The organism is Bacillus cereus group sp. BfR-BA-01330 (assembly GCF_022663885.1).
GTDB lineage: Bacteria > Bacillota > Bacilli > Bacillales > Bacillaceae_G > Bacillus_A > Bacillus_A cereus.
The window spans coordinates 412398-434430 of record NZ_JAKUGK010000007.1 but is presented as its reverse complement, the minus strand read 5'-3'; the positions used below and the strand labels follow the sequence as shown (position 1 = coordinate 434430).

The following is a 22033-nucleotide window of genomic DNA, read 5'->3' as shown; positions in this document are numbered from 1 at the left end:
AGCATAGATATCAGTGGAATTTAAAGAAGATGACTCCTGTCGAATACAGAAATCATCTTCTTGATGCCGCCTAACTTTTTTTAAAATGTCCTTTACAAAGGGTACAGATTAATTTCGGACATCTCTTTTTATAATAAAGGTGATAATAATCGGTACGTTGATTCAACAATTCGTCTATGAAGACGTCTTTTATGAAAATGATCACCATGAATTTCACTTGATTCTTCTAAATCATCTTTAAAGTCTTGAACAAGTTTTCGAATGCTATCTGTATCATATAAAAAGGCATTTACTTCAAAATTCAAATGAAAACTTCTCATATCCATATTAGCTGTCCCAATTGAAGCTAAATCAGAATCAACGATGACAATTTTACTATGAAGAAAACCTTTTTCGTATTCATATATCTTTACTCCTGCATCTAAAAGCTCTGGGAAGTACGATCTCGATGCGTAAAAGACAGTACGCTTATCCGGTTTACTCGGCATTAATAAACGAACATCAATACCAGCAAGTGCAGCAACCTTTAATGCGGATAAAATATCATCATCCGGAATAAAATACGGCGTTGCAATCCAAATAGATTTCCGAGCAGAAGCGATCATTGCGAAATATAAATGCTTAATCGTTTCCCACTTATTATCGGGGCCACCTGCAACTAGCTGCACTCCTCCCCAATGATCACCCTCAACTGCTTTTGCTTGTAAATATTCAGGGGCTAGCACAGCCTCTCCAGTCATATAAAACCAGTCTTGAAGGAAAATAAGTTGTAAACTTTGAACCGCTTCACCACGTAAATACAAATGCGTATCTCGCCAAAAGCCAAAATATTTATTTTTCCCTAAATACTCATCACCGATATTTAATCCGCCTACAAACCCTTCGTTCCCATCAATCACAACAATTTTCCTATGATTTCGATAATTAATCTTATCGTTTAAAATCGGAAAGCGCACAGGAAAGAATGGAATCATTTCTACACCTGCATCGTTTAATTCTTCAATATACGATTTCGATAACTTAAAACTTCCAACCGCATCATATAAAAAGCGAACAACAACGCCTTCTTTCGATTTTTGTATTAAAATATCTTTAATTTCTGTTCCTAATTTATCATCACGCACAATGTAATATTCCATATGAATGTGATGTTTCGCTCGTTTTAACCCATTTAAAATAGCCCGAAACGTTTCATCTCCATTTGTTAATGTCCTCGTTTCAGTTTGAAATGAAATATTTAAAGCTCCTAATCGATCCGCTAAACGAAATAACAGTTCTTGATGCTTATGATTGCGTAAAATTCGTTCTTCGTAATCTTCATGCCCTTTATATTGTAAAAACGCCTGTTCATCAAGTAACGCCTTCTTTTGGAACATTCTTTTTCTTCGAAAATTTTGTCCAAATAATAAATAAGCAAAGAAACCAAATACCGGAAAAATTCCTAAAACAATTAACCATGTAAGTGTTTTAGATGGATGTCGATTTTCTAAGAAAATAACGCAACCAATTAAAAACGCAGATACTGTAAATAAAATACTAATAATACCTAAAATCGAAACATCTTTTATCCCAATCACATCTGAATAAAATGCTACATCAATAAACATACGTAACGAAACAAATAATGCGAACAATAGCAGTATAAAGAAAATCAGCTTTAACGTATTTTTCATCTCTTACCTCCTAACTAAGAAAGCTTTCCTATTCTTCATATAAAAAGCCGATTTCATACTACAGAAATCGGCCTACGTTTTAGCAGGAAAATTATTGCGAATCGTTTCAAGCGCATGCTCTTTCACAATTTGTTTTCCATACTCACTTACACGATGAATTGTTAAAGTTGATTCTTCTCCATATTCTAAAATAATACTTAAAATACGATCGATTTCTTCTTCATCATGTAGCACTTCATCGAATTCCACATATACATAATAGCGGTCCTCAAATGAATACAGCTCATCTTTTATATCTTCAAAGATAAGACGATGACTTAATGAAATGACATCTTCAAAATCATTAAATTTAATTAAAAAGCCAAACGTACCATCTTCATTAAAGTTTGTTCCTGTTTGTTCTTCTACCTCTTCGACTAATTCTTGTTGGAATAATGATTCGATGCCTTCATCTAGAGGAATATCTATAATTTTGTCTACCCCTATCGGTAGTTCCAGCTTTTGTCCGTCCTTTGAAAGCTCTGCTTTCGTGACAAGTACTTCAATCCCTTTATCGACTGCTTGCACTTGAATCCATAACGGTCCATCAATAAAGAAATCGTCATGATCACGAGCTTCGTCCATCATCTCCCAAAAGAGCTCTTCACTTCGTTCGCGATCATACCAAATTTCTTCACGATTAAATCCTCTATCCTCTATATCAATGTACGTAATAAAAAATTTCATCGTATGATCATTAATTCTTTCAATATCCAAAATACAACTCTCCCTTCCTGCTTAGAATTGTTATGAAGGGATTCCCCACTCATATGACAAATCAATAGATTCTTGTACTCTCATTTTATGATAAGATTCTCCAGAATGGAAATAAAATCGATTTATTTTACAAAAATAGTTATATGCCTATCTTTACTCGATAAACTACATAAATATATTATTATAGCGATTTCTTACTTACAAAAAATTTGGACATACATTTCCACATTCCCCCGTACACTGTAATAAAGTGAAACTTCTATTAGAAGAGATTATTTAACAACAACTTTCTTCATCACATACATATAGTTCGCTTATTAAAACATCATAAATGGAGGCAGACGAATGGACTTAGAGTTTTTAACATCCGTACTAATGATTGTCGGTATCGATGTTGTATTAGGTGGTGACAATGCAATCGTCATCGCACTAGCTAGCCGAAATTTACCTGAATCGAAACGAAATAAGGCTATTTTGATCGGTACTCTTTTAGCGATTGTACTAAGAATCATCCTTACTATACTAGCTGTCTATTTACTCGACATTCCATTTCTACAATTGATTGGCGGGGTTTTACTTACATTAATTGCAGTCAATTTATTAACCGATAATAGCAACGATCTTTCTTCTATTCAAGGAAAAACAACTTTATTTCAAGCTGTGCGGACAATTGTTTTCGCGGATCTCGTTATGGGGTTTGATAATGTTATTGCCATTGCAGGTGCAGCTCACGGGAGATTTTTACTCGTCATAATCGGCTTACTCATTTCTATCCCGATTATTATTTGGGGCAGCAAACTTATTTTAATACTTATGGAACGATTTCCATTCCTCATTTATTGCGGTGCAGCGATTCTTGCCTATACTGCAGGAAAAATGGTTACACATGAAGACAGACTTGCAACCTTTTTTCATAACAATCCAAGTTTCACTACAAGCATTCCTTATTTGTTCATTTTCACTATTTTATGCATCGGCTTTATCGTACAACAAGTTCGATTACGCAATGTGAAACATTAAAAAAAACCTTCTACTATATAATAGGTAGAAGGTTTTCATATTATTATAATTAATTTACAAGACGTTGTGCTTCACGTAATTGGAACGTTCTTACTGTACGTGGTAAGAAACGACGAATTTCGTCTTCGTTGTAACCAACTTGAAGGCGTTTCTCGTCAATCATAATTGGACGACGTAAAATCCCTGGATAGTCACGAATCATCTTATATAAATCTTGAAGTGGTAAAGACTCTAAGTTTACATTCAATTCTTGGAAAACTTTCGAACGAGTAGAAATAATCTCATCCGTTCCGCTTTCTGTCATACGTAAAATCTCTTTAATTTCCTCAATCGTTAATGGATCTGAGAAAATATTACGTTCTGTATAGGGAATATGATTTTCCTCTAGCCATAATTTCGCCTTTCTACAAGACGTACAGCTTGGAGAACTATATAATGTTACCATACAAAGCTCACTCTCCTTAAAGAGTACAAATTCTGTACTAAATACAGTTTTAATTTCTAACTTCAGCAATTTTTCGCGATAACTTGTCTTATTGAAAAGTACAAAAATCGCATTTCATGTAAGCAACAACTTATAATAAACAACAATTACTTTTAATAAGTAACTTCTATAATCATTATACAATAGATTTTGCAAGAAATATACAGTAAATTTCCTGCTAGTTGAGAAAACTCTTCCGTGCATTTCACTGCTATGTAACATGATTACGCTCACTTCAGCTGTACTTTAACAATAACTTTCAATCCTTTTACTACTCACTTCTCATAGATTTTTCATATAATATATAGTTATTTATCTATAATCTTCCCTATGAAAAAGAGAACGTTTTCTTACTTTTTCTTGATAAATTAATTAAGAAATGTAAGACTATACAAATGAGAATAAAAAGGAACGTTTGTTCTCATTTTAACAAATATCCTCCCTCCTGTCTACACGATTTCTAAAGTAAATTAAATATTTTTCTGACATTTCTTTCTTTTTCATTTTTTATCTCATACAATAAACATACAGACAGGCAAAGGGGGAGTTTTCAAATGATTGCTTTTTTTATTGATTTTATTACGGTTGCTGCCCTCATCATCGGAATAACAGCATTGATTGGTGTCATTACAAATAGCATCGGCGAAAAGCTCTTTGGTGGAAAAGAAAAAATGAAGTTTGTTAACAAAAGTTTGGATGTACAATCTGGCTGGAACCAAGTTGGCGGAAAAGGCATTTATAAGAAACGAACGTATTAAAAAAAAGCAGGCGATCACCTGCTTTTTTTCTTATTTCTCTACTGACGCCCATTTAAAGCTTAAATCGCCGCCATATTTATGGTTATACATATTTTTAATTGAATCTCTTTGTAAATATGCTCTACCACGTTGATATACTGGAACGATCGCAGCATCATCAAGTAACATTTTTTCTGCTTCTAATAAGTTCTTCCAACGAGCATTTACATCGCTTCCATCTTTTTTCGCCTTCATAATGATTTCATCGTATTTTGGATTAGAGTACTTCATCTTATTTTGTGACCCATCTGTTACAAACATATCAAGATATGTAATTGGATCTGGGAAGTCCGCACTCCATCCAGAGAATGACATGACATAATCGCCCGCATCTTCTAATTTTAGTTTTTGTGCGAATGGTTGCTGTTTAATTTTTACTGTTAAACCTGGTAAATTCTTTTCTAATTCACCTTTTAAATATTCACCAGTTTTCTTTGATAACTCTACATCTTCATTTAATAATTCTAATTCGATTTCATTTTTACCAAGTTCTTTTTTACCAGCTTCCCAATATTTCTTCGCTTCTTTCACGTTTGGTTTTACAATATCCCCGTTTACAGCACGGAAATCTTTTTTATCTGGTCCTTTAATGAAGTTATCAGGAATTAATCCTGTTGCTGGCTTAGAACCGTTATTTAATAATGTATCCACGAATGGCTTACGGTCAAAAGCAAGTGAAATTGCTTTACGAATATTTTTATTTGCTAAAGCTGGATCTTTTTGATTTAAACGAAGGAAGAATACAGATGTATCTTCTACTGTTTGGAAATCTGGTTTTCCTTTATATTTATCAATAAACTCCGCTAATAACGACGCTCGATCAATTGCATTTGTTTCATATAAGTTAATTGGCGTAGATGTATCTTTTACAATATTAAAGTTTACTTCTTCAATCTTCACTTCTTTATTGTCCCAATATGACGCGCTCTTTGTCATTTTAAAGCTACGTTCATGTTGCCAATCACTTAATGTAAATGGTCCGTTATAAAGCGTTGTATTCGCTTCCAAACCAAACTTCGTACCTTGCTCTTTCACAAACTTTTCATTCACAGGATAGAAGATTGGATATACCATTAAATCTACAAGGTATGGAATTGAATTATCTAATTCCACTTCTAATGTATAATCATCAATCGCCTTTACCCCTAATTGATCCGGACTCATCTCTTTTTTATTAATTTTCTCTGCATTTTTTATATCATACATAATGTACGCTGATTTCGCAGCTGTATCTGGGTTAATCGCTCTTTGCCATGCGTATACGAAATCTTTTGCCGTCACAGGATCACCATTTGACCATTTTGCGTCTTCACGTAATTTAAATGTGTATTTTTTACCATCTTCTGATTTTTGGAATTCCTTCGCTACACCAGGAACTAGCTTATCATCTTTTCCTAAACTGTATAAGCCTTCCATCGTATTACCCATTACTCTTGAAGAAACTGCATCAGCTGATAACGCTGGATCCATCGTTGGAATTTCTTGCGTTTCAATTAAGTTAATAACTTGCTTCGCACCGCTTTTCCCGCTATCCCCTTTTGCGTTCGCTTGCGGTTCATCTTTTTGGTAGCTACATGCCCCTAACATCATGCTCATTGCTACTGTTGATACTACAAAAACTGGAATCTTTTTTTTCATACTTCCACCCTCCATAAAAATGTTAGCCCTTTCATTTTCAAACAGAAAGAAATATATATATGTTCTAATAATTCATATTATACACACAAATATATTTTTTGTATATTTATATTTCTATTTCATTAAAATTTCCTGTTAAAAAATAAATCTTTGTAAACGTTTCATATTGCTGATTATTCTTACTAAAGTGTTAAAAACAATATTTTTTATACTTTTCTAAATTATCAGAGAAAAATGAATTTTATATCTCATAATACTTTATGTATAATTATCCTTTTGTTTTTATCATAAAATAGCACTCTCTTCATAATAAAAATATGTAGGCTAAAATGAGTGCAAAGGTTAAGAAAGTATGTTACGATACATTTTGCTAAAAATAGATATCGGTAAAGAGGGGACGGACATGGCAGCAATTCAGGCAAAAAACGGGCCTACTGAGAAATTAAGTTTATTCTTATTAACATGGCCTATTTTTCTAGAAGTTTTTCTTTTTATGTTAATGGGGATCGCTGATACTTTCATGTTAAGTGCATTATCAGACGATGCTGTATCTGGGGTTGGTGCAGCGAATCAATACCTCCATATCGCTATTTTGGTACTAGAAGTCATCGGGAACGGCGCAGCTATCGTCGTATCTCAATACCTCGGTTCCAAACGCTTTATGGAAGCATCTAAAATATCAGCATTAGCCGTCACATTAAATTTAATAGTTGGGCTCGTTATAAGCGCTGGTTTTCTTTTATTTTCGAAACATATGATGCTCGCAATGAACTTACAAGGCGATGTACTAACGTATGCGCAAAACTACTTATCTATCGTCGGAGGAGCCATCTTCCTACAAGCTATTATTAACTCATTAGCCGCAATTATCCGTGTACACGGTTTCACAAAGCAAGCGATGTTTATTTCACTCGGAATGAATATGATTCATATCGCTGGAAACTATGTACTCATTTTCGGGAAATTTGGTTTCCCTGAGCTCGGTGTACAAGGGGCTGCCATTTCTTCTGCTGTCAGCCGACTTATAGCGCTTATTGTTTTCTTCTGGTTACTATACCGCGTTATGGAATATCGTGTAAAATTACAATATTATTTCACCTTATCAAAAGAATATATCGGGAAAATTTTAAAAATCGGGATTCCATCTGCTTTTGAGCAAGTTATGTATCAAGCTTGTCAAATTGTCTTCTTATACTATGCAACATATTTAGGAACGGAATCGTTAGCGGCTAGACAATACGCTACGAACATTTCTATGTTCACTTATTTATTCGCTATTGCAATTGGTATGGGAACAGCCATTATTATTGGCCGCCTCGTTGGTGGTGGCGAAAAAGATGAAGCATACGAACGCTTGTGGAAAAGTGTAAAATGGGCGATTGGTGTAACTTTATGTATGGTCGCTCTCGTTATTACATTCCGTACACAATTAATGGGACTGTTTACAGATAATCCGTACATTATCGGGTTAGGCGCAAGTGTTCTTTTACTAAGTGTACTACTTGAAACGGGACGTACGATGAATATCGTCATCATTAATTCGCTTCGTGCAGCTGGTGATGCAAAATATCCTGTTTTAATCGGTGCATTCTCTATGGTGTTAATGAGTTTACCACTAGGTTACTTTTTCGCCTTTCATTTAGATATGGGGCTCGTTGGTATTTGGCTAGCAATCGCCATCGACGAATGGACACGTGCCATTATTATGTTCTTCCGCTGGAAAAGTAGAGCGTGGGAGCGTTATGCACTTGTTAAACCTGAAGAACAAGAGGAGAATGTTTCTGTTCAAGTTCAGTAATTTTGCATATGGATATCACTAATGATACATGAGATTTATATCGGCGATTCTTTAAATATATCGACTGACCGACAAATGTATACAATTCTTTTATATAGTAGAAAAAGAGCCATCCTTCCATAACAGAAGAATGGCTCTTTTTCTTATTGATAAATCTCTTTATATTTCTTGTACTCCGCTTCCGAACATAGTACGAAATGTCCCGGGCGAATTTCACGCATTGTTGGTGCTTCACTACCATAATTATGCTGTGATGGATCATATACGATACGTTTACGATTGCGCTCATAATCTGGATCTGGAAGTGGAATCGCTGATAATAGTGATTTCGTATATGGATGAATTGGATTCGCATATAATTCATCACTTGTTGTTAACTCAACGATTTGGCCACGGTACATTACACCAATACGATCACTAATGTATTTTACCATTGATAAATCATGGGCGATGAATAAGTATGTTAAACCTTTTTCTTTTTGTAACTTTTTCAGTAAGTTTACAACTTGCGCCTGAATCGATACGTCAAGTGCTGAGATCGGCTCATCGGCAATGATAAATTCTGGGTCTACAGCAAGCGCTCGAGCGATACCGATACGCTGACGTTGTCCACCTGAGAATTCGTGTGGGAAACGGTTTGCGTGCTCTTTATTTAAACCAACTGTGTTTAATAGTTCATGAACACGGTCCATGCGCTCTTTTTTACTTTTCGCTAATCCGTGAATATCAATACCTTCTGCGATAATATCCCCTACTGTCATACGAGGATTTAATGATGCGTATGGATCTTGGAAAATCATTTGCATTTTACGGTTGAATTTCTTCAGTTCTGCGCGTGATTTCTTACCATGTACGTTTTCACCATCGAACAATACTTCACCAGCAGTTGCATCATATAAACGAATAATCGTTCTTCCAGTTGTCGATTTACCACAACCTGATTCTCCTACAAGACCAAATGTTTCTCCGCGGTAAATATCAAATGAAATATCATTAACCGCTTTGACAACACCACCACTCACGTCGAAGTGCTGCTTTACATTTTTTACTTCAATTAATTTCTCACGTTGTTTAGTCATGTTGTTCACCTGCTTTCATTTGAAGAATGCGTTTTTCAACGACTGCTGGCGGTTTTACTTCTGGAGCTTGCTCGTGAAGTAACCAAGTTGCCGCATAGTGCGTATCACTTACTTTAAATAAAGGTGGGTCCATTTCAAAATCAATTTTCAGTGCCTGTGGGTTACGTGGTGCAAAAGCATCTCCCTTTGGCGGCTTCAATAAATCTGGAGGCGTTCCAGGGATTGCATATAACTCTTCTTCTGAACCATCTAAACTTGGCATAGATGCGATTAAACCCCAAGTATATGGATGTTTCGGATTGTAGAAAATTTCATCTACAGTTCCAATTTCAACAACTTTACCAGCGTACATAACTGCCACTCGGTCCGCAACGTTTGCTACTACACCTAAGTCATGCGTAATGAAAATGATTGCTGCTTCTGTTTTTTGCTGAATGTCTTTCATAAGTTCTAAAATTTGCGCCTGAATCGTAACGTCTAGCGCTGTTGTCGGCTCATCGGCAATTAATAATTTCGGGTTACAAGCTAACGCCATCGCAATAACTACACGCTGTCTCATACCACCTGAGAATTGGTGAGGATATTGTTTTAAACGAGCTTCTGGATTTGGAATACCTACAAGGTCAATTAATTCTAAAGCAACTTTACGTGCATCTGCTTTACTCATCCCTTGGTGTTTAATTAGACCTTCCATAATTTGATTTCCAATTGTCATCGTTGGGTTTAATGATGTCATTGGATCTTGGAAAATCATCGCGATATCTTTACCGCGTACTTGCTGCATTTCTTTTTCTGTTAATTTCGTTAAGTCACGACCTTCAAATACGATTTCACCATTTTTAATGCGTCCAGGAGGATTCGGAATTAATCCCATTAACGCTTTAGAAGTAACTGATTTCCCTGAACCAGATTCTCCTACAATCGCCAATGTTTCTCCTTTTTTCAAATCAAAAGTAACGCCGCGTACAGCTTGTACTTCACCTGCATGTGTATCAAAGGAGACTTGTAAATCTTTTACCTCTAACAATGTTTTCATCTTTGCCTCTCCCCTCTTTTACTTACGCATTTTTGGATCTAACGCGTCGCGTAATCCGTCTGCCATTAAGTTAAACGCTAAAATTAATATACTGATGACAACCGCAGGAATGAACATCATATGCGGATACGTTTGAATAGATTTATAACCATCATTTACAAGAGAACCTAGTGACGCAAATGGCGGCTGAATTCCTAAACCGATGAAACTTAAGAACGCTTCACCAAACACCGCTGATGGAATTGTAAACATTGTCATTACGATAATAGGTCCCATTACGTTTGGAATTAAATGTTTCACAATTAATTGTGTATTTGTTGCACCTAATGTACGAGATGCTAATACATATTCTTGGTTTTTTAACTTTAAGATTTGTCCACGAACAATACGCGACATCCCTATCCAACCTGTAATCGCCATCGCGAGTGTAATTGACCAAATACCAGATCCCATAATGATTACCATTAAAATAACGATGATTAAGTATGGAATACCGTTAATAATCTCCATAATACGTTGCATAATGTTATCTACTCTACCGCCGTAGAATGCTGAAATACCTCCGTATGCAACCCCAATTACTAAGTCAATTGCTGCTGCTAAAAGAGCGATATATAATGATACGCGTGTACCTTCCCATGTTCTTGTCCATAAGTCACGGCCAAGATCATCTGTACCAAACCAGAAGTACTCTTTAATATCACGTTTTTCATATTGGTCAACACCATATTGATCTGTACCGTCAAATGGTAACCAATGAACATTTTCAATAACTGGAATTTTTGGTGGTAATTTCGCTCGACCTAAATCTTGCTCTTTATACGAGTGTTTACTTACCATCGGTCCAAAAATCGCTAATAGTGCAATGATAACTAATAATACAAGGCCAAGCATCGCACCTTTATGTTGGAATAAACGTCTTCTTACATCTTGCCAAAACGTTAGGCTTGGACGGGCAATGACTTCATTATCAACATTATTTTGATTGGCTTGTTGAAATAAATCTGGAGATAATTTTTGTACATCTTTCATCATTTTTTCCCTCCCGCTAAACGAATACGAGGATCAATAATTCCGTATAAAATATCGACAATGAAAATAACTAAAATGAAGATTGCACTATAGAAAATCGTAGTTCCCATAATAACTGTATAGTCATTTAAAGTAATCGATTTAACGAATTGTTCCCCAAGTCCTGGTACAGCATAAATTTGCTCGATAACAAGTGTTCCTGTAATTAATGCCGCAACCATTGGTCCTAAAATTGTTACAACTGGAATTAACGCATTACGAAGTGCATGTTTGACAATAATAACGCCTTGGCTAATTCCTTTCGCTTTCGCTGTTAAAATGTAATCGGCTTGCATAACTTCAATTAATTCTGCACGAGAGAAACGTGCGATTGTTGCGATAACTCCCATCGATAATGCAATTGTAGGCATTACAGTAAACTCTGGTCCTTTCCAGAATGCTACTGGGAACCAGCCAAGTTTTACCCCTACGAAATATTGCAGTAATGCGGCGAATACGAATGATGGTACCGACATTCCGAGTACCGAAATAACTGTTGCACTATAATCTACCCACGTATTATTACGAAGTGCGGCAACAATACCTAAAATTAAACCGATAAATGTTCCTAATATAATCGCTTGTAAACCTAATTGGGCTGATGGTCCAATACGATCCACAATCATGTCTGTTACTGGGCGGTTATCATATTGGAATGATACCCCTAAATCACCTTTTGCTAGGTTACCTAAGTAACGTGCGTATTGAACTGGTACCGGATCATTCAATCCGTATTTTTCAAGAATGATTTCTTTTTGTGCCGGTGATAGCTTCTCCTGGTTTTTAAGCGGAGAACCCGGAAGTAATTTCATCAAAAAGAAAGTCAGTGTAGTAATTAAAAATAATGTCAAAGCCATGTACACGAAACGTTTTAATACATAACGTCCCATATCAAGCACCTCCCCGTTTTTCTCAAAAGCAATAAGATAGTTTAAAATATTCTTACTTTTATTTTTTTAAAATAAGAGCATATGCCCATCATAGGCATATACCCTTGTAAACGATGGAAAAAAAGATTATTTTTGTTCAACAGATGCCCATTTGTAAGTTAATTTACCACCATAGTTAATTGGGATAATATCTTTTACGGCACCTTTTACTACATACGCTGAACCTTTTTGGAAGATTGGAGTGATAACTGCATCCTCTTTAATTAACATCTTCTCTACTTCTAGAAGGTTGTCCCAGCGCGCTTGTAAATCTTTTGTATCTGTTTTAGCTTTTAGGATTAACTCATCATATTTCTGATTAGAATACCCTGTTTTATTTTGAGAACCATTCGTAACAAACATATCTAAATATGAGATTGGATCTGGGAAATCTGGTCCCCAAATACCAAACGCAATATCATATTGCTGAGAATCTTCTAATTTATTTTTTTGTGCGAATGGTTGCTGTTTAATTTTAATTGATAAACCTGGTAAGTTCTTTTCCATCTCACCTTTTAAGAATTCCCCAACTTTTTTAGCATCTTCATTATCAAAGTTTAAGAATTCTAGTTCGATTTTATCAGTTCCAAGCTCTTTCTTCGCTGTTTCCCAAAGCTTTTTCGCTTCTTTTGGATTTGTTTCAACTAGCTTTCCATTTTCAGCTCGGAAATCTTTTTTATTCGGACCTTCAGCGAAATCTTTTCCAACAAATCCGTAAGCTCCAATTGCACCGTTATTTAAAATAACTTTTGCAATGTTATCACGGTCAAAGGACATTGAAATTGCTTTTCTTAAGTTTTTATTACTTAAGTACTGATTACTTTGATTAAATCTTAAGTAAGCAACCCCTGCTTCTTTTCTTGTTTGGAACTCTGGGCTTTTTCTAAACTTATCAACAAATTCAGACGTTAAAGCCGCTCGATCAATCGCGTTTGTCTCATATAAATTTACATCAGTTGCTGTATTTTTTACAATATTAAAGTTGATTTCTTCGATTTTAACCGTTTTATTATCCCAATATGAAGGATTCTTCTTGAATTGGAAACTTTGTTCATGTTTCCAATCACTCATAACGAATGGACCGTTATATAATGTTGTATTTGCCTCTAAACCAAATTTATCCCCTTGTGCTTTTACAAAGTTTTCATTTAGTGGGTAAAATACTGGATAAACTGTTAAATCGATAAAGTAAGGAACGGGATTGTCTAATTCTACTTCTAATGTATAATCATCAATCGCTTTTACACCTAATTGGTCAGCAGGTAATTCTTTTTTATGAATTTTCTCTGCATTTTTAATATCGAACATAATGTACGAATACGTTGCTTTTGTATCTGGATTTACTGCTCTTTTCCATGAATACACAAAATCTTTAGCTGTTACAGGTTCCCCATTCGACCATTTCGCATCTTTTCTTAATTTAAATATGTATTTCTTCCCATCATCTAGCTTTTCGACATCTTCTGCAACTCCAGGCATTCTCTTTTGATCTTTGCCAATACGATATAAACCTTCCATCGTATTATTTAATGCTGTAGAAGATGAAGAATCAGATGCCAATGATGCATCCATTGACGGAATTTCAGATAACTCTGTTAAATTAAGAATCTGTTTTCCGTTACTACTACTCGTAGCGTTCTCTTTCCCTTTTGCTTTTGCGTCATCTTTTTGGTAGCTACACGCGCTAAGCAACATACTTGCAGTTAAAGTTGATGCAAGTAATAACGGTATCTTTTTCTTCATGTTGTGTTGCCTCCCCTAATTGCACTTCCTGTACCCTCACTTGTTAAAAAGTAGAATTGAAAGAATAATCTCCAAGTTTCTACAATTTTCATTATACATATAATATAACAATTGTGAATATAGTTTTTTGTTTTTTTGTTAAAATTTTTAATAAAATATTTATATTTTTAATTTTTCGTAAAGGGATACATTAACATTGCTACCATCATCTTAAAATCAGACCTTTAATTGCGTATAATTTTCAAAAAATTAATCCTAGTACTTATTATAGCTTTTATAGTATAATAATTCTAGTAATATTTTGACGGAGGGGAATATTTTGAATAAAGTTTTTTTTCATACTTGTATACTAATTTTTATAGCGATGATTGCTTCTAGTATTGGTGCATTCCTCATTTCATCTCAATTTTTGTTGAACTTTGTCAACATTTTGTTTTATATTGCACTGTTTTTTATTCTTATCGGCGGTTTTTTATACATATTTCAAAATGGTTTTTTCAATGTAACCATTTACGCATTCCAAAGAGTATTTGGTACGAACAAAAAGATTGACTCTTTAATTGAAGAAGTCGAGGAACCTACAGATAAGAAAGAACGTATTTATAAAACATATTCATTCAAATGGACATATCCAATTTGTATTACAGGTATCTTCCTTGGGTTGTTCTCGACCCTCATTAGCTTTACTATTTTGATGTAGTTTGCAAACACTATCCCATATGATATAATAATCAGCAAAACATTTTGTTATAAAACTTTAGTTCTTTCATATTAAAAGAGCTCAAGTAACAATAAATAAATTTATATGTATGCGATGATAAAGAAGAGTACATATTGAGGCAATTTCAGAGAGCTTGTGGTTGGTGTGAACAAGTAATTGTACAGTATGGAATGGGCTTTTGAGCACCAAACCGAACCGAAAGTAGTAGGCTTTGGCGTTATATCCAAACGTTATTATGGATTAGAGAGATTTCACAGTAGTGAAATAATTAGGGTGGTACCACGGTCCATTCGTCCCTATAGTTTTTGGGATGAATGGGCTTTTTTGTTTGCCTTCTCTTCCCCACATCACGCATTCTATTTTAGGAGGAATTACTTATGTCAGTTATCTTTTCTGGTATTCAACCAAGTGGAACGATTACACTTGGAAACTATTTAGGAGCAATGAAGCAGTTTACAGAGCTTCAAAATGAACACGACTGTTATTTCTGTATTGTAAACCAACATGCGATTACAGTACCTCAAGATCCCGTCGGGCTTCGTAAAAACATCCGCAGTCTTGCTGCACTTTATGTAGCATGCGGCATCGATCCTGAAAAAGCTACTTTATTTGTACAATCAGAAGTACCAGCACACGCTCAACTAGGATGGATCATGCAATCTGTTGCTTACGTTGGAGAATTAGAACGTATGACGCAATATAAAGATAAAGCTTCTGGTAGAGATTCAGTTCCAGCTGGATTACTTACGTATCCACCATTAATGGCTGCTGATATTTTACTTTACAACACTGAAATCGTGCCGGTTGGTGATGACCAAAAGCAACATATCGAATTAACACGTGACTTAGCAGAGCGTTTCAACAAACGTTACCGCGAAATCTTCACAATGCCTGAAATTCGCATTCCAAAAGTAGGAGCTCGCGTTATGTCATTAACAGAGCCTACGAAAAAAATGAGTAAATCTGATCCGAATCCAAAATCAATGATTAGTATGCTTGATGAGCCAAAAACAATTGAAAAGAAAATTAAGAGTGCTGTAACTGACTCTGAAGGTATTGTGAAATTTGATAAGGAAAACAAACCTGGTATCTCTAATTTATTAACAATCTACTCTTCATTCTCTGGAAAAACAGTTGAAGAAATCGAAGCAATGTACGAAGGAAAAGGATACGGCGACTTCAAAGGCGACCTAGCGCAAGTAGTCGTAGAAGCTATTCGTCCAATCCAAGACAAATATAACGAACTAATCAACTCACCAGAACTAGACGAAATCCTAGACAAAGGTGCAGAAAAAGCAAACCGCGTCGCATTCAAACAACTACGCAAAGTAGAAAACGCAATGGGACTAAGCAGAAAACGTAGGTAACATATAAAGCGGAGGCAGCTCGTTCAGCTCTGACTGGATAAGGTTCTTTCGCATAGAAGACGCTTTTTGTCTTCTTATGCGGAAGGTTCTTAGACACGAAGAGCTCGCTGCCGGAGCTGGATTTCTACAAAAAGCGGAGGCGGCTCGTTTAGAATGTGAGGGGGATGGAGCTCCTGACGTAGAGACGCTTTTTGCCTCGCAGGAAGGCGCGAAGCCACCGAACATTCTTGCCGCTGGAACTAGATTACTACAAAATTAAAAAACCGCCAATTGGCGGTTTTTTAATTTACCTTTTGCTCATTTTCCATTTCCCATAACTTTTCAAAAAATGGCTGTCCTTTTACGAGACGCTCGCATAATTGTTCGTGCTTATCAGACCAGCCTGTTTTCGCTTCATCATACAGCTTAGCCCAAATATCTTCAAATTCCATATGTTGAACCATTCCATATGCTGATGGATCCCACTCTGTGAACCAATAGCGAATTTCTGCTGTGTTTTTCGTTGTATGTAATTGATCTAACGCCATAAATAATAATTGTTTTAGCTGTCTTTCTTTACGAGTCAAGCCATTCATAATGAAAGGCGATGGTGATAAAATATGATGTTCTTTTTCTGTTTCTTCTACTTGGAACTCATACTTTTCTGCTTGTACGTTCTCTACCATCTCATATACCATCTGCTCTTGGCGTGGTATAAGTCTACTTTTGCGAATTGGTACATTGTAACCAATTGTGTCAATGGCAATAATACCTTTCCCATCTGTAACAACAAAGCAATACTCTTGCTGCAAACGTTCATGATTTTTACGAATATAAGCCTTATGATGTACGTCTTCCAGCATTTTTTGCGGAAGCTCTAACAATTCGTTCTCGATGTAATGATATAATGTGGCATCTACTTTTAATAATGGCACTTGATCTAATAGCTCAATCGTATCATCTTTCCGCCATTCGTAAAAATGACAAACGTTATACCCATTTTCTTCACCTTCAAACCAATTTACCCATACATCATGTAGATATAACATTCACTACCCCTCACTTCACTACTGTTTGTACCAATCATTATGTTCATTTTTGCTTAACTTTATTCCACTTGAGGAAATATATTCTAATTATTATTTTTTCTTCTATTAATACTAAAAAAACAGGAAATAGAATTCCTGTTTTTTTATATATGAAATGTATTTGCTTTATTCAATATTTCTTTTGCATCTATAGATAATAAAGAAAGTGTATCTTCTCCTTCCAAAGTTACACAATCTTTGACAATATGAAATCCAAGCGCATAGCCAAGCATCTTCGGATAAGAGTGAAAGCCATTTAATAAGATGTCATGTTCCCTTGTTCCTCGTTTTATACTTATTCTTTCATGTACAACATTTTTCCAATAATAAACAGCCTCTTCTTTTGAAAGATACGCCGTCCACGGTGCATTGTTTTTTTCTGTATACCTTTCTGTTACTGCTTGTTCCGCTAGCCCTTCCATAATCATCGTATCAAGTAATGTATATTCTGTTTCTTTCGTCTCAATTTGATGTAACCTGCATATGTGATGATATTCATGCGCCAATAACACTTTTAATTCTTCTACCGAATTCCGCCCACATACGAATAAGAAAATAACATGACGCATAGATAATCCAGCCCTACCGTTATACTCTTCTTGTACAGTTCGATTATAGGAATCTGATAATAAAATAAAGACAGGGACATCTGGACCTTTTAACCAATTTTTTAGTTTATCATACTCCAGGCTCAATTCTTTCCAAATTTCCTTTTCCTCTAATTCTTTAATTTCCTTTTCTCCGCGCATGATCGGGCGATACATCCCTTTTGAAATTAAAAAGCGATACAACCTTTCTTTTGGCAACGGAATATACTTCGTAAATTTCTCACAAAGTTTTTCTGGCCGTCCATAATATAAATGTAGCCATTCAGCTGTTTCAACAATCCCCATCTTTATCCCTCCTTTTTCTTATGTATATGCTACAGGAGAAAAAGGCGTAAAAATAAATAAGGAGTTTTTTCGCAATCTATTGCGAAAAAACTCCTTATTTCATCGATTATTTATACGATTTAAATACTAACACTGCGTTATGACCACCGAATCCTAATGAGTTACTTAATACTGCATTTACTTCTTGGTGTCTCGCTTGATTTGGTACGTAATCTAAGTCACATTCTGGATCTGGTGTCTCATAGTTAATTGTTGGAGGAATTACTCCGTCTGTAATTGATTTAATAGAGAAAATCGCTTCAACAGCACCAGCTGCTCCTAATAAGTGACCTGTCATTGATTTCGTTGAGCTAATCGCTACTTTATACGCGTGCTCGCCGAAAGTTTCTTTAATTGCCATCGTTTCATATTTTTCATTCGCATCAGTACTTGTACCGTGCGCATTAATGTAATCAATATCTTCTGGCTGTAGGCCTGCATCAGCTAAAGCTTGACGCATTGCACGCACTCCGCCTTCCCCACCAGGAGCAGGCATTGTAATATGGAACGCATCTCCAGTTGCACCATAACCAGCAATTTCCGCGTAAATGTGAGCACCGCGTGCTAATGCGTGCTCTAATTCTTCAAGAATTAGAATACCTGAACCTTCACCCATTACGAAACCGCTACGGTTTTTATCAAATGGACGGCAAGCCGTTGCTGGGTCTTCATTAAATGTTAATGCTTTCGCTGAGCTAAATCCTGCGAATGCCATACTTGTTAGCGGTGCTTCTGCTCCGCCTGTAATCATTGCATCAGCATCACCACGCTGAATTGCTTTAAATGCATCACCAATTGAGTTTGCACCAGATGCACAAGCCGTTACAGAACAAGTGTTAATTCCTTTTGCTCCTGTTGCGATTGATACTTGACCTGCTGCCATATCTGGAATCATCATCGGCACGAAGAATGGGCTCACGCGGCGTGGGCCTTTCTCAGTAAAAATCTTAAATTGTTCTTCGTATGTTTCCATACCGCCAATACCAGATCCAATCCATACACCAATTCGAGGTCCGTTTTCTTCTGTAATTTCAAGCTTTGCATCTGCAACTGCCATTTTCGCTGCTGCTACTGCATATTGTGTAAAGCGATCCATACGGCGCGCTTCTTTTTTATCAATATATTTCTCGACTTCAAAGTCGTTAATTTCCGCTGCTACTTTTGCTGGAAATAGTTCTGGATCAATTCTTGTAAGTCGCCCGATTCCAGATACACCCTTTTTAATGTTTTCCCACGCTGTTTCAACATCTGTTCCGACCGGTGTAACAGCTCCTAGTCCTGTAATTACGACCCTCTTTTTTTCCATACAAAATACACTCCTTTTTTTCTCTCAGTCCTTATTTACCCCAACGAAGAGCGACTGCTCCCCATGTTAATCCGCCGCCAAAACCAACAAGTATAATTAAATCACCGTCTTGAATACGTCCGTTTTGCAATTCCTCTACCATTGCAATCGGAATTGAAGAAGCTGATGTATTACCGAACTTCTCAATCGTCATACTCATTTTTTCTTGTGGTAAATTTAACCTCTCTCTTGCAGATTCCATAATACGAATGTTTGCTTGATGCGGTACTAAGAAATCCACATCTTCTTTCGTAAGACCAGCTTTATCTAAAACGCGAAGACAAGAATCACCAAGTTGACGAACGGCAAATTTAAACACTTCTCTGCCATTCATCATAACATACTCGTCTTGATAAAGGTGCTTGCCACCACTTCCGTCTGCTCCTAATTCAAAAGATAGAACGCCTTTACCTTCTGAAACAGCTCCCATTACGACAGCACCGGCTCCGTCTCCAAATAGTACTGCTGTATTTCGATCGTTCCAGTCTACAATTTTAGATAGTTTATCACTACCAACTACTAATACATTTTTATACGTTCCTGTTTGAATAAATTGCTGTGCTGTAATCATTCCGTACATAAAACCAGCACATGCTGCACTTAAATCCATTGCAGCTGCATGTTTCGCTCCTATTGCTTCTTGAATTACACAAGCAACTGCTGGAAAAGCACGATCTGGTGTTACTGTTGCTACTAAAATAAGATCGATATCCTCTCCGCTAATTCCTGCATCTTCAAGTGCTTTTTTAGAAGCCTCTACGGCCATATATGAAGTATCTATTGTATCATCGGCAATGCGTCTTTCTGCAATTCCCGTTCTCGTACGAATCCATTCATCGGATGTTTCCATTATTTTCTCTAAATCGTGATTTGTGACTACTTTTTCTGGCACATATCTTCCGATCCCTAAAATGCCCACGTTCACATCGCAGCCCTCCGTTTTATATCAATTATTATGACTTGGTACTAATTTTAAAACATAAATGTATTTTTGTCTAGAATATATTTCGCATAAAACAGAAAGCTAAGCATTATTCACGTTATTTTTCATTAAAAGAAACAGAAACATACCTCTCAAATATAAAAAGACTCAAACCACTTCTATTTACGGTTCGATCCTCTCTTTCATCTAAAAAGATGCTTTTTTATTCTTTATCTGCTTTCCTTCTAAACTAGAGAGTTCTCCTCACTACTTTTCCTTTATCCTCTTCATATCTCTGGTTTTCCCCCAGGCAAGAATAAAAAAGGCCCTGACCGCTTCTATCCACGGTTCGGGCCTCTCTTCCATCTTAAAAAGATGCTTTTTATTCTTTATCTGCTTTCCTTCTAAACTAGAGAGTTCTCCTCACTACTTTTCCTTTATCCTCTTCATATCTCTGGTTTCCCACCAGGCGAGAATAAAAAAGGCCCTGACCGCTTCTATCCACGGTTCGGGCCTCTCTTCCATCTTAAAAAGGTGCTTTTTATTCTTTTTATTCTTTATCTGCTTTCCCGAGCTCATAGGCCTCGTTCATAACTTTCATTAACAACTCTAACACCGGCTGTGCCTTCTCCATATCAAGTGCAATTCCATTATCATCTAAAATTGCCTTTGCTTCCGGTAAATGCTTCATTGCGATTTGTAAAAACTGCATGCTTTTTTCGTTCATATTATGCTCTTCCTCTCCATTAAAACTTTCACATACAATAGTGTAACACGCGTACTACCCTTCGTATAACTCTTTATATTTTTTCATGTGTGCCAGTTGCTTATTTAAACCGTATTCTAACGGAGTATTTCTTTTTATTGAAATTACCTCGATAGCCTCATCTCTTACTTCGTTATTATTTTTATTTACTTTATCATCCGCGCGTAAAAGATTCATACCTTTTTCCCATAATGACTGTTTACCACTAAGTAAATTGTATATACCAAGATGCGCCCCGTTCGTTCCATTTTCCCATAAGTATTCACATACATCTTCAACGTAAAGTAAATCATTCCCCTTTTCCTCAATCGTACAACGGCACTCTTTTTCACCTAATTCTGATAAAATAAGCTGATGAAACATCATAAAGGACGGTTGCCACGGTCCATATAATGTTGGAACTCGAAATACACTATATTGTAAATTCCCTTTTTTCAATCCTTCTTCTACTTTCAAAAATAGTCGCTTATTTTCGGATTCATCTGTACTGCCTACTTCAATAGAAGAAATTAAATTTAACTTCACTTTTTGTTCTTCACACATTCTTATAATTCGCTTTAAATATTGTAATATGACTCTTTCATTCCGAAATCCACTTTGCTGATTTGGCTCATATAAGCAAAAGTAAACAGTATCGAATCTCTCTTCCTCAACCGATCTCCATCCATCTTCATCTCTTATCGAATAATACGTAAATAATGCATTTCGCCCAATTAATAATAACTTCTCTTCATTAATTTTCGTCATACTATCGAATTCATCAAAATCAAGACCATATACTTCCACTTCTTCTGCAATCATTTTATTTACAAGGTGATAACCTACAAACGTAAGTGCACCTACAATTAGCACGCGTTCCATACCACCAACCCTTTCCCTCTGAAACAAA

Annotated in this window: 22 protein-coding genes and 1 other annotated feature; of the genes, 7 read left to right on the top strand and 15 right to left on the bottom strand. The window is 35.9% G+C overall.

What is annotated here, in order from left to right:
- Positions 1 to 74 (top strand): IS3 family transposase (locus MR112_RS28950; RefSeq protein ID WP_333563856.1); only part of this gene is annotated, 74 nt, incomplete at its 5' end.
- A 54-nt stretch (positions 75 to 128) separates the two neighbouring features.
- Here the strand turns inward: MR112_RS28950 and MR112_RS21845 are convergent.
- Both MR112_RS21845 and mecA read right to left on the bottom strand, forming a co-directional pair.
- Positions 129 to 1673 (bottom strand): cardiolipin synthase, encoded by a 1545-nt coding sequence (locus tag MR112_RS21845; protein ID WP_000799194.1) that lies wholly within the window; start codon positions 1671 to 1673, stop codon positions 129 to 131.
- Positions 1674 to 1745: 72 nt separating this feature from the next.
- Positions 1746 to 2429 carry an adaptor protein MecA gene (gene mecA / locus MR112_RS21840; protein ID WP_000350713.1) on the bottom strand — a complete coding sequence of 228 codons (684 nt, stop codon included), beginning with the start codon at positions 2427 to 2429 and terminating at the stop codon, positions 1746 to 1748.
- A 345-nt stretch (positions 2430 to 2774) separates the two neighbouring features.
- On the opposite strand from mecA, the gene MR112_RS21835 reads away from it, so the two are divergent.
- Positions 2775 to 3449 carry a TerC family protein gene (locus MR112_RS21835; protein WP_000362607.1) on the top strand — a complete coding sequence of 225 codons (675 nt, stop codon included), beginning with the start codon at positions 2775 to 2777 and terminating at the stop codon, positions 3447 to 3449.
- 49 nt (positions 3450 to 3498) lie between these two features.
- Here the strand turns inward: MR112_RS21835 and spx are convergent, their stop codons facing one another.
- Positions 3499 to 3894 (bottom strand): transcriptional regulator Spx, encoded by a 396-nt coding sequence (gene spx, locus MR112_RS21830; protein ID WP_000258267.1) that lies wholly within the window; start codon positions 3892 to 3894, stop codon positions 3499 to 3501.
- Positions 3895 to 4487: 593 nt separating this feature from the next.
- On the opposite strand from spx, the gene MR112_RS21825 reads away from it, so the two are divergent.
- The gene (locus tag MR112_RS21825) at positions 4488 to 4691 is read left to right on the top strand and encodes a hypothetical protein (RefSeq protein WP_000559971.1); all 204 of its coding nucleotides are present in this window, start codon (positions 4488 to 4490) and stop codon (positions 4689 to 4691) included.
- 30 nt (positions 4692 to 4721) lie between these two features.
- On the opposite strand, the gene MR112_RS21820 is transcribed toward MR112_RS21825, so the two are convergent.
- On the bottom strand, positions 4722 to 6368 hold the full coding sequence (locus MR112_RS21820) for a peptide ABC transporter substrate-binding protein (RefSeq protein ID WP_114556157.1): 1647 nt from the start codon (positions 6366 to 6368) through the stop codon (positions 4722 to 4724).
- A 352-nt stretch (positions 6369 to 6720) separates the two neighbouring features.
- Here MR112_RS21820 and MR112_RS21815 point away from each other — a divergent pair, with 352 nt between their 5' ends.
- The gene (locus tag MR112_RS21815; RefSeq protein ID WP_002164600.1) at positions 6721 to 8166 is read left to right on the top strand and encodes an MATE family efflux transporter; all 1446 of its coding nucleotides are present in this window, start codon (positions 6721 to 6723) and stop codon (positions 8164 to 8166) included.
- A gap of 143 nt (positions 8167 to 8309) precedes the next feature.
- Here the strand turns inward: MR112_RS21815 and MR112_RS21810 are convergent, their stop codons facing one another.
- From MR112_RS21810 to MR112_RS21790, 5 genes are all read right to left on the bottom strand, one after another.
- Entirely contained in the window at positions 8310 to 9245 is a 936-nt protein-coding gene (locus MR112_RS21810) for an ABC transporter ATP-binding protein (protein ID WP_000166348.1), read from the bottom strand.
- Positions 9238 to 10281: an ABC transporter ATP-binding protein gene (locus MR112_RS21805; protein ID WP_000854346.1), complete on the bottom strand. Its 1044-nt coding sequence runs from the start codon at positions 10279 to 10281 to the stop codon at positions 9238 to 9240. Before MR112_RS21805 ends, MR112_RS21810 begins: the two co-directional genes overlap by 8 nt.
- An 18-nt stretch (positions 10282 to 10299) precedes the next feature.
- A complete protein-coding gene (gene opp3C, locus MR112_RS21800; RefSeq protein WP_000974106.1) occupies positions 10300 to 11316 on the bottom strand; it encodes an oligopeptide ABC transporter permease in 1017 nt (338 codons plus the stop codon).
- Positions 11313 to 12242 carry an oligopeptide ABC transporter permease gene (gene opp3b / locus MR112_RS21795; protein ID WP_000534167.1) on the bottom strand — a complete coding sequence of 310 codons (930 nt, stop codon included), beginning with the start codon at positions 12240 to 12242 and terminating at the stop codon, positions 11313 to 11315. Before opp3b ends, opp3C begins: the two co-directional genes overlap by 4 nt.
- Positions 12243 to 12368: 126 nt before the next feature.
- A complete protein-coding gene (locus MR112_RS21790) occupies positions 12369 to 14024 on the bottom strand; it encodes a peptide ABC transporter substrate-binding protein (protein ID WP_000727217.1) in 1656 nt (551 codons plus the stop codon).
- Positions 14025 to 14343: 319 nt separating this feature from the next.
- On the opposite strand from MR112_RS21790, the gene MR112_RS21785 reads away from it, so the two are divergent.
- The 3 genes from MR112_RS21785 (at position 14344) to MR112_RS21775 (ending at position 16371) form a co-directional block, all read left to right on the top strand.
- The gene (locus MR112_RS21785) at positions 14344 to 14724 is read left to right on the top strand and encodes a DUF3899 domain-containing protein (RefSeq protein WP_001044997.1); all 381 of its coding nucleotides are present in this window, start codon (positions 14344 to 14346) and stop codon (positions 14722 to 14724) included.
- Positions 14725 to 14829: 105 nt separating this feature from the next.
- Positions 14830 to 15046, top strand: a binding site (T-box leader).
- A 76-nt stretch (positions 15047 to 15122) separates the two neighbouring features.
- On the top strand, positions 15123 to 16112 hold the full coding sequence (trpS, locus tag MR112_RS21780) for a tryptophan--tRNA ligase (protein ID WP_000110982.1): 990 nt from the start codon (positions 15123 to 15125) through the stop codon (positions 16110 to 16112).
- 76 nt (positions 16113 to 16188) lie between these two features.
- A complete protein-coding gene (locus MR112_RS21775) occupies positions 16189 to 16371 on the top strand; it encodes a hypothetical protein (RefSeq protein WP_226369037.1) in 183 nt (60 codons plus the stop codon).
- Between the two features lie 22 nt (positions 16372 to 16393).
- Here MR112_RS21775 and MR112_RS21770 read toward each other — a convergent pair whose 3' ends face one another.
- The 6 genes from MR112_RS21770 to MR112_RS21745 all read right to left on the bottom strand — a co-directional run bounded on the left by MR112_RS21770 (position 16394) and on the right by MR112_RS21745 (position 22032).
- Entirely contained in the window at positions 16394 to 17140 is a 747-nt protein-coding gene (locus MR112_RS21770; RefSeq protein ID WP_000966127.1) for a YjbA family protein, read from the bottom strand.
- A 143-nt stretch (positions 17141 to 17283) separates the two neighbouring features.
- Positions 17284 to 18072 carry a DUF2268 domain-containing putative Zn-dependent protease gene (locus MR112_RS21765; protein ID WP_000513277.1) on the bottom strand — a complete coding sequence of 263 codons (789 nt, stop codon included), beginning with the start codon at positions 18070 to 18072 and terminating at the stop codon, positions 17284 to 17286.
- A 106-nt stretch (positions 18073 to 18178) separates the two neighbouring features.
- The gene (gene fabF / locus MR112_RS21760) at positions 18179 to 19417 is read right to left on the bottom strand and encodes a beta-ketoacyl-ACP synthase II (RefSeq protein ID WP_000412656.1); all 1239 of its coding nucleotides are present in this window, start codon (positions 19415 to 19417) and stop codon (positions 18179 to 18181) included.
- Positions 19418 to 19448: 31 nt separating this feature from the next.
- Complete coding sequence (fabH, locus tag MR112_RS21755) at positions 19449 to 20381, bottom strand: beta-ketoacyl-ACP synthase III (protein WP_001100547.1); 933 nt, start codon at positions 20379 to 20381, stop codon at positions 19449 to 19451.
- A 547-nt stretch (positions 20382 to 20928) separates the two neighbouring features.
- Positions 20929 to 21105: a ComZ family protein gene (locus MR112_RS21750; RefSeq protein ID WP_001986215.1), complete on the bottom strand. Its 177-nt coding sequence runs from the start codon at positions 21103 to 21105 to the stop codon at positions 20929 to 20931.
- Between the two features lie 54 nt (positions 21106 to 21159).
- On the bottom strand, positions 21160 to 22032 hold the full coding sequence (locus MR112_RS21745) for an NAD-dependent epimerase/dehydratase family protein (RefSeq protein ID WP_002164601.1): 873 nt from the start codon (positions 22030 to 22032) through the stop codon (positions 21160 to 21162).
- Position 22033 lies beyond the last annotated feature (1 nt).